The following is a 10,970-nucleotide window of genomic DNA, read 5'->3' as shown; positions in this document are numbered from 1 at the left end:
ATCGGGAGGCCGCTGCGCGTTCGGACAAGCGTTCTCGCCATACACCTATCGCTCCTCTCTGTAGCCGTATGACTACCGGGGCGATTCAGCGTGACCTACCGTGAGGAGCCATTCAACTTGCCCATTCGGCACGGAAGATCGGGGCGGGGTCTGTGAACATCAAGGAGTTGAACCCGGAAAGCTCCGCGCAGGCGGCCTACGGTGCACGTCTGCGCGGGTTACGGGAGAAGCGGGGCTGGACACAGGAGGTGCTGGGGGACCACAACGGCTACTCCAGCACGCACATCTCGTCGGTGGAAACTGGTCGTAAACTCGCGACCTTGCGCTTTTCGCGCAGTACGGACCGGGTGCTGGGGCTCACCGGGACCGAGGCGTCGTTCGAGCGCGAGCTGGGCCAGATCAAGCACGGCAGCCTGCTGGAGGGCTTCCCGGAGTTCCTCGGTTACGAGCGCCGGGCGGCGGAGATCCGGCTGTACGAGGTCGGTGTCATCCCGGGCCTGCTCCAGACACCGGAGTATGCGACGGTCCTGGCGGACAGTGTCGTCAGGAGACAAGGGATCACCGCCGACCAGGCGCAGGAGCGCGTCGCGCTGGTCGCGGAGCGTCAGGCGGCCCTGGTCCGGGAGAAGCCGCCGCTGGTCTTCGCGATGCTGGACGAGAGCTGCCTCCGCAGGCCGGTGGGCGGACCGGCGGTCATGAAGGCGCAGATGGACCGGCTCATCGAGTTCGCGGAGCAGCCCAACACGGTGCTCCAGGTGGTGCCGTTCACCATGGGAGAGCACCGCCCATTCAGTCTGCCGATCACCATCCTTACGATGCCCGACCGCTCGCTCATGTCGTACGCGGAGTCCGCCCAGCAGGGCTACTTGGAGCGCGAAAGTGGCTCTGTGCTTCCACATCTGACGGCCTACCATCAGATGCAGGCGGTAGCGCCCACCCAGGCCGCGTCCGTAGACATGTTCAGGCAGTTGCGAAAGGGCACCCCGTGACAACCGAGACCCCCCGTTGGTTCACGTCCTCGTACAGCGAAAACGGCGGCCAGTGCGTCGAGGTCGCCACCAACCTCGCCACCCCGCACGGCATCGTCCCCGTCCGCGACTCCAAGAACACGAGCGGCCCGAGCCTGAACGTTCAGGCCGGGGCATTCACCGCCTTCGTCACGGGCATCAAGTCAGGAGACTTGCAGCACCCGTAACTACGGAAGGGCACCCCGTGACAACCGAGACCCCCCGCTGGTTCACGTCCTCGTACAGCAACAACGGCGGCCAGTGCGTCGAGGTCGCCACCAACCTCGCCACCCCGCACGGAATCGTCCCCGTCCGCGACTCCAAGAACGTGAGCGGCCCGGTCCTCGCCGTCCCCGCCACCGCGTTCAGCGCCTTCGTCGCGGGCGTCCGGGCTGAGGGCTTCGGCACCGTCTGAGCCATCGGAGCCGTACAGCGAGGCCCCACCGCGCACGCATTCACGCGGTGGGGCCTCGCGTCGCTCAGTCCGGCCAGGTCCACTCGATCCCGTACACGCCCGGTACGCACCGGGTCGGCATGAGGTGGGTCGTGTGGAAGTCGTCCAGGGCCGTGCGGTGGCGGTGGCTGGGGTCGGCGCCGATCCGCTCGCGGCGGTATCCCCAGCAGTGGGCGGGCACCGCCCGGGGGTGGAAGCGCACGTGCAGCAGGTACGCGCGCAGGGGGGCCGTGACGCGGCGCTCGTGCTGCCAGGAGGCCTCTCCCTCCGCCCGCAGCGTGTAGGCGATGACCGCCGTCTCCGTACGGGCGAGTCGGCGGCCGAGCGGGATCTCGGCCGCCACACAGCCGAGCTCCTCCAGGAACCGGATGCGCGGTGCGGGGCGGCCGGGGACATCGAGGACGGCCGTTCCGGCCTTCGGTGAGTCGAGGAAGTGGACGACGCTGAGGTGGTCCACGCCGTCGTGGACGGCCTGCACCACCGTGGTGACGGAGGTCTCGCGGATGGCGCGGTGCTCGTCCAGGCAGACCGTCTCCTGGACGGTCAGAGCGCGCAGACCGGCGTTGAAGTGGGCGAAGGCGTCACCGAGGGCCTGCTCCACGTCGGAGTCCTCGCCGAAAACACCCCGGGCGGCGGCCGGGTCGGGCGGTCGGGCCCCGCCGCGGGGGCGGTGCGGTCCGAGCAGCGAGCGCAGGGCCCCGGCGGGGAGATCGAGCAGCGGTTCCAAGGCGTCCACGGCGCGCAGCGACTGGGCCTTCTCGGGCTGGCTGCGGCCACGCTGCCAGTGGCTGAGGGTGGCGAGGCTGACGGATATCTGCTGGGCGCGCAGGTGGTCGCGGATGCGTTCCAGCGGGAGTCCACGTCGGCGCAGGGCCTCGCGGAACACGGCCGCGAAGGTCGCGTCGGCCCCTGGGAGGTCTTCGAGATCGTCGGCGGCGGGGAGAGGATGCGGCATGGCGTCTCTCAACGGTCTGCGGGCACCGGCGGCGCGGGGGCCGCCCACCTTAGCCCGGTGGACGGCCCCTGGTCAGCCCTTCTGCCGCAGGTCAGTTGGTGTTGAGGGTCAGCCCGTAGTAGGCGAGGGTGTCGTCGAGCGGCTGGAAGTAGGAGGAGCCGCGGGAGTTGACTCCGCCGGTGCAGCGCTGGTTGGTGGGACCGCCGGAGGTCATGCCCTGGGCCTGGTTGCCGGAGATGTACGCACCGCCGCTGTCACCGCCCTCCGTGCAGACGCTGGAGGTGGCGAGGCCGGTGACGACGGTGTCGGGCCCGCCGTTGAGGTCGACGTAGGTGACCGAGACGTTGTAGGAGCCGACCGAGCCGCAGGTCCAGCCGGTGGTGGCGCCGGACTTGCAGATCGATGCGCCGGAGTAGGCCCGGCTGCTGCCGCGGACGGCGATGGGGCTGGTGTTGCCCCAGGTGCCGACGCTGGTGGTGATGGAGTGGCCGGAGTTGACGGAGGCGATACCCATGTCGACGCTGCGGGTGCCGAGGGCGTAGCGGGTCTTGACGCCCTTGGCGAAGGCGGTGCCGTCGTAGCGCAGGGTCGGGAGGTTGGCGACGCAGTGGCCGGCGGTGACCAGGTACTGGTTGCCGGACCGGTCGCGGGCGCCGTAGCCGACGGAACACCAGCCGGTGGTGTTGTTGATCGTCATCTTGCTGCCGGGGTATATCGCGGCCTGGGGCGCGAGCTTCTCCTCGCCGCGCACGATCTTGACGGCGGAGCCGTGCTTGGCCGCTGCGGCGAGGAACGCCTTGGCGGGGGCCGAGCGGTCGCTGTTCACCTTGACGACGACCTGGTCGGCGGCGAGGTCCACGGACCAGGCCACCACTCCGGCGGGGGCCTTCTTCGCGGCGGAGGCGTCGAGCTGGGCCTTGATCCGGTCGAGGGTGCTCTCGCCGCGGGCGGGCAGCCGGGCGTCGAGTCCGGCCCGTTCGAACCGGGCGACATCGGCGCGGTCCTCGGCGTTGACGGTCAGGTCGCCGGAGGCGTCGAAGAACGCGCCGTCGTCGGCCAGTCCGCCCTTGCTCAGCTCGGCGAGCCGCTTCTGCTGGGCGTCCTGCCGGTCCAGCCGGTCGGTCGCCGCCTTCTCGTCCACGCCGAGCGACGCGGCGAGGGCCCGTACCATCTCGGGCTGGTAGCGCGGGGTGGACGAGTTCCCGGCGGGGGCGGCGTCCTGGGCCTGAGCGGTGGCCTGGGTTCCCATGACCACGGAAGCCGAGAGCGCGGCCGCCACGAAGGCGAATCTGTACTTGCTGGAGGTGCGGGATTCGCGGGAAATACGCGAACTACGGGAATTACGCACGCTGATTCCTTCCGCATGGCAGGCCAAAACTCGCGAGGGGGGTTGATTCGGCGATACGTCAGCGCGTGTCGCCGGGAGTGAGCTTTCGCCCGGCGGTGGGAGCGATGCCCGCCGCGAGATGAACTGTGGCCCAACGGCCGGGCGCCATCAAGGTTCTTGGCGGGGCGAGGTTTTAACAGAACGTCGGCGAGACTGTAAAAGTCGCTGTTCGCATTTCATCTCTTGGCGACGCCCATATCGGCGGGCCGGCACCGCCGTCTTTGAGGTTACCGGTCCTGTCACCAGTCCGTCTCCCGTGGGCTGTTGGGCGCGCCGGGTCCTCGCGGCGGCTCGGTCGGCCGTGGCGGCGGGGCCCGGCGGACGACCCTGCGGACCTGGACCTTGACAGCCCAACTGGCGCGGCATGCAATATATTGCATGCCAGTTCCGCAGAACCGAGGTCTCGTCTCCCGGTCGCTCCTGCGCGAGAGCGCCTACCGGGCCATCCGTGACGCCATCGTCGACGGCACTCTCGCACCCGGCGAACGCCTCAACGACGGCGACCTGGTCGCCTGGCTCGGGGTCAGCCGCACGCCCGTGCGCGAGGCCCTGGCGCGGCTGGAACAGGCGGGGCTGGTGCAGACGAAGCCCGGCCGGTACACCATCGTCAGTCCGCTCGACGTCCGCGCCGTGCGGGCCGCGCAGTCGGTCACCTCCGCCATGCACGAACTCGCCGTACGGGAGGCGGTTCCGCGGCTGGACACGGTCGAGCTCGACGCCATGCGCGAGGCGAACGCCCGTTTCGCCGACGCTTTGCGACGCAACGACGCCGAGGCGGCACTGGAGGCCGACGACACCTTCCACCGCGTCACCGTGACCGCCTGCGCCAACGAGGCCGTCACCACCGTTCTCGATCAGTTCACGCCCGTGCTGCGACGCCTGGAGCGGCTGCGCTTCTCCTCGTTGAGCGGGCGCGGGTCGGTGGCCCAGCACGACCGGATCATCGCGCTGTGCGCGGCCGGGGACGTCGAGGGAGCGGTGGCCGCCACCCGGGCGAACTGGCAGACGCTGCTGCCGCTGCTGGAGGCCTGGCCGGTTTCCTCCGAGGAGCCCGGCAGCGGTGCGCGGGGCGGTGAACAGACGCAGAGCCGCGACGGCGCACCTTTCCGCTGAACGCCCTCCACCACACGGCCCGCCGCAGGGCCGTGCCGGACCCACTCACGAGGAGCCCGCGATGTCCCTTGACGACTTCGAGCGTTACCCCCTGCTGTTCGGCCCCAGCCCGGTGCACCCCCTGGACCGGCTCAGCGACCACCTCGGCGGTGCGCGCGTCTGGGCCAAACGCGAGGACTGCAACGCCGGTCTCGCTTACGGCGGCAACAAGACCCGCAAGCTGGAGTACCTGCTCCCCGACGCCCTCCGGCAGGGCGCGGACACACTCGTCAGCATCGGCGGCGTGCAGTCCAACCACACCCGGCAGGTGGCGGCCGTCGCCGCCCGCGCCGGCCTGAAGGCGGTCCTGATCCAGGAGAGCTGGGTGGACTGGCCCGACGCGGTCAACGACAAGGTCGGCAACATCCTGCTGTCCCGCATCATGGGCGCCGACGTGCGGCTGGTGCAGGCGGGCTTCGGCATCGGCGTCAAGGACAGCTGGCGCCAGGCGCTGGAGGACGTACGGGCCGCGGGCGGCACACCGTACGCCATTCCGGCGGGCGGCTCGGACCATCCGCTCGGCGGCCTCGGCTTCGCGAACTGGGCGCGCGAAGTGCAGCGGCAGGAGCAGGAGCTGGGCGTCTTCTTCGACACCGTCGTGGTGTGCAGCGTGACCGGCAGCACCCAGGCCGGCATGATCGCCGGGTTCGCGGGCCAGGACCGGCCACGGCGAATCCTGGGCGTCGACGCGTCGGCGAAGCTCACCGAGACCCGCGCCCAGGTGGCACGAATCGCCCGGGGCACCGCCGAACTCATCGGCCTGGGGCGCGAGTTGAAGGACGACGAGATCACCGTGCTGGAAGGCTGGGCCGGAGACCTCTACGGCGTACCCGTGGCGTCCACGGTGGACGCCATCAAACTCACCGGCCGACTCGAAGGCATGATCATCGACCCGGTCTACGAGGGCAAGTCCATGGCCGGGCTGATCGATCTGGTGCGCGGCGGCGAGATCCCCAAGGCGTCCAACGTGCTGTACGCGCACCTCGGCGGCCAGCCCGCGCTCAACGCCTACAGCGGCATCTTCCGCTGACTTCCTCGCCCGAGCCGCTCCGGGGCCGGGGCCGGGGCCGGGGCCGGCCCCCGCCAAGCCTGCCCCTTGCCCTCGACCGCACTTGAGGTCCTACGGTCACCGTAACGCCCGCGAGGGCTTCGCCGCCCGCACGACCGTACGGGCGACCGACCGCAGCACCGAGGGAGCATGCACCATGCCTGACCAGCAGCTCAGTGACGCCGAACTCGCCGGACAGCCCGCCGCCCACTGGACCGGCGTCGCCTACGAGGCGCTGATCGCGTACACCCGGGAGCGGCAGGCCGAGAAGGGCTACACCCAGCCCCAGTTCTGGCTCCTGCGCAACCTGTCGGCCGACGACATCTCGCCCGACGGCGCGGGAATGACCCTGCCCGAGCTTCAGCAGGCCATGGCCTCGTACATCCGGCCCGAGGACGACCTGGCGGTCGCGGCCGAGGAGCTCGTACAGCGCGGCTGGCTCACGCGGGACGCGGCAGGCCGGTTGTGGATCACTGAGGCGGGGGAACAGGCGCGCCTCGACCTCAAGCGCAACGCTCCCGCGATCCGCGCCGCGCTCCACGAGGGCATTTCCGACGCGGACTACGTCACCACGGTGAAGGTGCTGCGGCAGCTCATCCGCAACGCCACCGGCGCAGCCGCCTGACGGCGGGCGCGCGCTTACCCGGTCCGCCCCTGGCGCGCAAGCGGCCGTTCGGGCCCTTCTAGGCTGGGGCCCATGCCCATGCCCACGCCACCCGCATACGCCCCCGGCACCACCCCCGCATACGCCCTCGTCGCCACGGACCTGGACGGCACCCTGCTGCGTCCGGACGACACCGTGAGCGCCCGGTCCCGCGCCGCGCTCGCCCTCGCCGCCGCCGCGGGCGCCCGGCACCTGGTCGTCACCGGGCGGCCCGTGCCCGGGATACGGGCGCTGCTCGCGGACCTGGCGTACAGCGGGCTCGTCGTCTGCGGGCAGGGCACCCAGCTCTACGAGGCCGGGGCGGGCGGCGGCGGGCGGCTGTTGCGGTCCGTCGCGCTGGACCGCGAGGCCGCCGACACCGCGCTCGGGAAGATCGAGGCGGAGATCGGGGCCGTGTTCGCCGCTGTGGACCAGGACGGCGTGGACGGGGCGACCCTGATCGAGGCCGGGTACCGGATGCCGAACCCGACGCTCCCCGCCCAACGCGTCGACTCCCGCGCCGCGTTGTGGGAGCGGCCCGTGATCAAGGTGCTGGTGCGCCACCCCGAGCTGGGCGACGACGCGCTGGCCGCCGCCGCGCGCGGGGCCGTGGGCGATCTGGCGACGGTGACCATGGCGGGGCCGGGCACGGTGGAGCTGGCCCCGCGCGGCGTGGACAAGGGCACGGGGCTGGCGCTGGCCGCCGAGCTGCTGGGGATCGGGGCGGAGCGGACGGTCGCGTTCGGGGACATGCCCAACGACCTGCCGATGTTCGCCGGTTCGGGCCACCGGGTGGCCATGGGCAACGCACACCCGGAGCTGCGCGCGGCGGCCGACGAGGTGACCCTGTCGAACGCGGAGGACGGAGTCGCGGTGGTCCTGGAGCGCCTGTTCGGCGCCTTCCCGGTCCGGCAGCCGGGCACAGAGGTCGCGCCCGAGTCTAGCTTGGTCTAGACCAAGAGCGGTACGCTTCCGTCGTTACCCGTGACATCCCCACCGTCACGGCGTGGCTGCTTGACATGCGCATGCCTTGTCCGTCCTCACGCGGGCAGGCACGGACCCCCACAGAGGAGTTGTCATGAAAAGCAAGAGGCTCTTAGCCGTCGCCATCGGCGCGGGAATCGCCCCGCTCCTGGCCGTCAGCCTGCCCGCGAGCAGCGCGAGCGCGCACGGCTACATCTCATCGCCCCCCAGCCGACAGGCCCAGTGCGCCGCCCGCACGGTCCCCTGCGGCGACATCAAGTACGAGCCGCAGAGCGTCGAGGGCCCCAAGGGCCTGATGAGCTGCAGCGGAGGCAACGCCCGCTTCGCCGAGCTCAACGATGACGGCAGGGGCTGGAAGGTCACCCCGGTCGGCCGGACGACCAGCTTCAACTGGCGGCTGACGGCACGGCACTCCACCAGCACCTGGCAGTACTACGCGGGCGGCCGGAAGATCGCCGAGTTCAACGACGGCGGCGCCCGGCCCGGCGAGACAGTCACCCACCAGGTCAGCTTCGGCGGCCTGTCCGGCAAGCAGAAGGTGCTGGCCGTGTGGAACATCGCCGACACCGCCAACGCGTTCTACGCCTGCGTGGACGTGAACGTGAGCTGACGCGGTACCGCGTGCACGTGAGCTGACGCGGTACCGCGTGCACGTGAGCAGACGCGGTACCGCACCACCCGGCGCCCGCCGGGACGAACAGTTCTGCCGGGGTACCGGAGCGCGCCGGCCGCGGCCGCGAGGAAGCCGCCCTCGCGACCGCGGTCGCCGGTACCCCGGGCAGGCCCCCGCCGGCAGGCCGACCCACCGGCCCGCCCCTTCGAGACGAGGTCCCATGAACCGACACCGACTCACCGCCCGCGCGGCCGTCGTGGCCCTGCTCGCCACCGGCCTCGCCGCATCCCCGGCGGTCGCGGCCCCCACCGCCACCGGGGCGAAGGCCCGCGTCGGCGCCGACTGGGCGAATCAGTCGATCACCTTCACCGCCGGCGCGGGACAGGCGAACGACCTCCACGTGGTGCCCATGGACCGGGGCGACGGAGTCCGGCGGATCGGCTTCCGCGACGCGGTCCCGCTCGTACCCGGCGACCACTGCGCCTACCTCACCCCCGGGGACGAGACCTACGTCGTCTGCGAACTGCCCACCGACAGCTCCCGGCCGGACCGGATCGACGTCTTCCTGGGCGACGGCGACGACGAGATCGCCACCAGCGACCCCGGGGTCGCGACCGTCAGCGGAGGCTCCGGCGACGACATGCTGCACGCCCACACCGCGCACACGGTGCGGGGCGACGCGGGGAACGACATGGTCATGGGGCGCGTGGTCCTGGACGGCGGCGACGGCATGGACCACCTGATGGCCGTCGACGGCGACCAGCGGCTGTGGGGCGGCCGGGGCGACGACATGATCGAGGCGTACGAAGGCGATGACCTGGTGTACGGGGGTCCGGGCGACGACCACGTCATGGGCGGGGACGGCGACGACATCCTGCTCGGCGGCTCCGGCGACGACATGGTGCACGGCGAGGGCGGCGACGACCTGGTGGTCGGCGGCCCCGGCAAGGACACCGTCGACGGCGGCCCGGGCCGGAACATCGTGCTCCGGTAGGCGAGGCGGTGGGCCCGGGGCGGCGGAGACCCCGGCCTCCGGGACCGCGGGCGCCCCTCGCCGCTACCGCCCGCCGCCCGCACCCACCGGCTCATCACCCGCGTCGCCCTGCTCGCCGCCCGCACCGTTCTGCTCGTCGCCCGCGCCGTCAGGCCCGCCGTCCGCGTCGCCCTGTTCACCGTCCGCTTCGTTCCGCTCGTCACCCGGCAGTTCCTGCTCGGTCCACAGCACCTTGCCGTCCGGCCCGTGGCGGGCCCCCCAGTGGGAGGCGAGCCGGGAGACGATGAACAGTCCCCGGCCGCCCTCGTCGACGGTCCGGGCGTGCCGCAGGTGCGGGGAGGCCGTGGAGCCGTCGTGGACCTCACAGGTGAGCGTCGAGTCCAGCAGGAGGCGCAGCCGCAGCGGCGGGGCGCCGTAGCGGACGGCGTTGGTGACCAGCTCGCTGACGATCAGCTCCGTCGCCTCGACGGTGTCCTCGCCCAGGCCCCAGCCCTGGAGCCGGTCGCGTACGAGCACCCGGGAGGTGCCGGGCGTCGTGGGGTCCTGGGCCAGGTCCCAGGTGGCGACCAGATGGTCGGAGACCGTACCCGTACGGGCCAGGATCAGGGCCGCACCGGCGGAGCGGGTGTCGTCCGGCAGCGCGTACACGATGTCGTCGCCCAGTTGCTGAAGGCTTCGGCCCGGCCGGGCGAGGGCCTGCGTGATGCGCTCGGCGGCGTGGTCGCCCGAGAGCAGGTCGGCGGTGCAGAACGCGAGGAGGCTGCCCACCTCCAGGGTGACGGTGGCGGGCGCGAAGAGCGCACTGTCGTCGGAGAAGAGTCCGGGCCCTTCCGGCACGTCCAGGGCGACCGCCCGCCCGTCGGGGCCGACGATCAGCGGCGCGGGGTGCCCGGCGCGCGCGACGGTGCAGGTGCGGGTGAACGGGTCGTAGACCCCGTACACGCAGCCCGCGCTCAGGGGTTCGCCCTGGAGTTCGTCGGCCGGGGGCAGGGCGGCGCGCTCGTGGGCGAGGCGGTCGGCGGTGTCCTTGAGCCGGGCGAGGACCTCCTCCGGCTCCAGGTCGAGACCCGCCAGCGCCTGGATGACCGTACGCAACTGGCCCATGGCGATGGCCGACTGGAGGCCTTCGCCCGCGACGCCGCCCACGACGAGCGCGGTGCGGGCGCCGGACAGGGCGATGGTGTCGAACCAGCAGCCGCTGTCCCGGCCGGGCAGCAGGACGTGCGCGGTCTCGACGGCGGCCTGCTGCCGTTCGGCCTGCGGGAGCAGCCGTCGCTGGACCGTCGAGGCGATGACGTGCTCGCGCTCGTAGCGGCGGGCGTTGTCGATGCTGAGGGCCGCCCGGGTGGCCGCCGAACCGGCCAGGGAGACGTCGTCCTCGTCGAAGGGTTCGGCCGCCCCGCAGCGGTAGAGGCTGACCAGCCCGAGGACCGCGCCCCGCAGGATGAGGGGAACGACGATCAGGGAGTGCGCGCCGGTCTCCGAAACGGCGCGCGCCCCGTCCGGGTCGGTGTCCAGCCAGGGGGTGTCGGGCGCGAGCGGGACGAGCCGGGCCCGCAGGTCGGTGGTGGCGAGCGCGTACGGCGTACGGGCGGGGAGACGGCGGGTCATCCCCGCCGAGCGCTCCCGCGCCCGGCCCTCTCCCCCGCCCTCCGCCGTGTCCCGGACGGCGTCGCACCGGCCGCTCGCGGCGCGGCGCAGCGGGGTGTCGGGACTGTCTCTTATACACATCT

General features: G+C 72.1%; 12 protein-coding genes. 9 read left to right on the top strand and 3 right to left on the bottom strand.

The genetic code is table 11. The features are described 5' to 3' along the window. Positions 1–152: 152 nt before the first annotated feature. The 3 genes from CR470_RS30600 to CR470_RS30590 are packed head-to-tail and all read left to right on the top strand — an operon-like array spanning position 153 to position 1,422. Positions 153–989 (top strand): helix-turn-helix domain-containing protein, encoded by an 837-nt coding sequence (locus tag CR470_RS30600; RefSeq protein ID WP_097870736.1) that lies wholly within the window; start codon positions 153–155, stop codon positions 987–989. Further along, positions 986–1,195 carry a DUF397 domain-containing protein gene (locus CR470_RS30595; RefSeq protein ID WP_097870735.1) on the top strand — a complete coding sequence of 70 codons (210 nt, stop codon included), beginning with the start codon at positions 986–988 and terminating at the stop codon, positions 1,193–1,195. The genes CR470_RS30600 and CR470_RS30595 overlap by 4 nt, the downstream gene beginning before the upstream one ends. 17 nt (positions 1,196–1,212) lie before the next feature. After that, positions 1,213–1,422, top strand: a complete 210-nt coding sequence (locus CR470_RS30590; RefSeq protein WP_097870734.1) for a DUF397 domain-containing protein — start codon at positions 1,213–1,215, stop codon at positions 1,420–1,422. Positions 1,423–1,486: 64 nt separating this feature from the next. Here the strand turns inward: CR470_RS30590 and CR470_RS30585 are convergent, their stop codons facing one another. Both CR470_RS30585 and CR470_RS30580 read right to left on the bottom strand, forming a co-directional pair. After that, positions 1,487–2,416 carry a hypothetical protein gene (locus CR470_RS30585; protein WP_097870733.1) on the bottom strand — a complete coding sequence of 310 codons (930 nt, stop codon included), beginning with the start codon at positions 2,414–2,416 and terminating at the stop codon, positions 1,487–1,489. 91 nt (positions 2,417–2,507) lie between these two features. Further along, on the bottom strand, positions 2,508–3,665 hold the full coding sequence (locus CR470_RS30580; RefSeq protein WP_257138967.1) for a S1 family peptidase: 1,158 nt from the start codon (positions 3,663–3,665) through the stop codon (positions 2,508–2,510). Positions 3,666–4,181: 516 nt separating this feature from the next. Here CR470_RS30580 and CR470_RS30575 point away from each other — a divergent pair. From CR470_RS30575 to CR470_RS30550, 6 genes are all read left to right on the top strand, one after another. Further along, positions 4,182–4,916, top strand: a complete 735-nt coding sequence (locus CR470_RS30575) for a GntR family transcriptional regulator (RefSeq protein WP_257138966.1) — start codon at positions 4,182–4,184, stop codon at positions 4,914–4,916. A gap of 61 nt (positions 4,917–4,977) precedes the next feature. Beyond that, complete coding sequence (locus tag CR470_RS30570; RefSeq protein ID WP_097870732.1) at positions 4,978–5,985, top strand: 1-aminocyclopropane-1-carboxylate deaminase; 1,008 nt, start codon at positions 4,978–4,980, stop codon at positions 5,983–5,985. A 175-nt stretch (positions 5,986–6,160) separates the two neighbouring features. Beyond that, on the top strand, positions 6,161–6,628 hold the full coding sequence (locus tag CR470_RS30565; RefSeq protein ID WP_097870731.1) for a transposase: 468 nt from the start codon (positions 6,161–6,163) through the stop codon (positions 6,626–6,628). 78 nt (positions 6,629–6,706) lie between these two features. After that, positions 6,707–7,600, top strand: a complete 894-nt coding sequence (locus CR470_RS30560) for an HAD family hydrolase (protein ID WP_097870730.1) — start codon at positions 6,707–6,709, stop codon at positions 7,598–7,600. A gap of 124 nt (positions 7,601–7,724) precedes the next feature. Beyond that, positions 7,725–8,240 (top strand): lytic polysaccharide monooxygenase auxiliary activity family 9 protein, encoded by a 516-nt coding sequence (locus tag CR470_RS30555; protein ID WP_097870729.1) that lies wholly within the window; start codon positions 7,725–7,727, stop codon positions 8,238–8,240. Between the two features lie 223 nt (positions 8,241–8,463). Then, positions 8,464–9,237 (top strand): calcium-binding protein, encoded by a 774-nt coding sequence (locus CR470_RS30550; RefSeq protein WP_097870728.1) that lies wholly within the window; start codon positions 8,464–8,466, stop codon positions 9,235–9,237. A gap of 63 nt (positions 9,238–9,300) precedes the next feature. Here CR470_RS30550 and CR470_RS30545 read toward each other — a convergent pair. Beyond that, the coding region (locus CR470_RS30545; RefSeq protein ID WP_257138965.1) for an ATP-binding SpoIIE family protein phosphatase at positions 9,301–10,970 on the bottom strand (1,670 nt) is incomplete at its 5' end.

The sequence above is a fragment of the Streptomyces sp. rh34 genome, from assembly GCF_002551245.1.
In the GTDB taxonomy this organism is placed as follows: domain Bacteria; phylum Actinomycetota; class Actinomycetes; order Streptomycetales; family Streptomycetaceae; genus Streptomyces.
Note: the sequence above shows the minus strand (reverse complement) of the source record. Positions and strands in the feature narration are given on the sequence as shown.

What these genes read in the sequence shown, in the direction of transcription:
- CR470_RS30585 (WP_097870733.1), bottom strand. Translation starts at nt 2,416, where the DNA reads ATGCCGCATCCTCTCCCCGCCGCCGACGATCTCGAAGACCTCCCAGGG.
- CR470_RS30580 (WP_257138967.1), bottom strand. Translation starts at nt 3,665, where the DNA reads ATGGGAACCCAGGCCACCGCTCAGGCCCAGGACGCCGCCCCCGCCGGG.
- CR470_RS30575 (WP_257138966.1), top strand. Translation starts at nt 4,182, where the DNA reads ATGCCAGTTCCGCAGAACCGAGGTCTCGTCTCCCGGTCGCTCCTGCGC.
- CR470_RS30570 (WP_097870732.1), top strand. Translation starts at nt 4,978, where the DNA reads ATGTCCCTTGACGACTTCGAGCGTTACCCCCTGCTGTTCGGCCCCAGC.
- CR470_RS30565 (WP_097870731.1), top strand. Translation starts at nt 6,161, where the DNA reads ATGCCTGACCAGCAGCTCAGTGACGCCGAACTCGCCGGACAGCCCGCC.
- CR470_RS30560 (WP_097870730.1), top strand. Translation starts at nt 6,707, where the DNA reads ATGCCCACGCCACCCGCATACGCCCCCGGCACCACCCCCGCATACGCC.
- CR470_RS30555 (WP_097870729.1), top strand. Translation starts at nt 7,725, where the DNA reads ATGAAAAGCAAGAGGCTCTTAGCCGTCGCCATCGGCGCGGGAATCGCC.
- CR470_RS30550 (WP_097870728.1), top strand. Translation starts at nt 8,464, where the DNA reads ATGAACCGACACCGACTCACCGCCCGCGCGGCCGTCGTGGCCCTGCTC.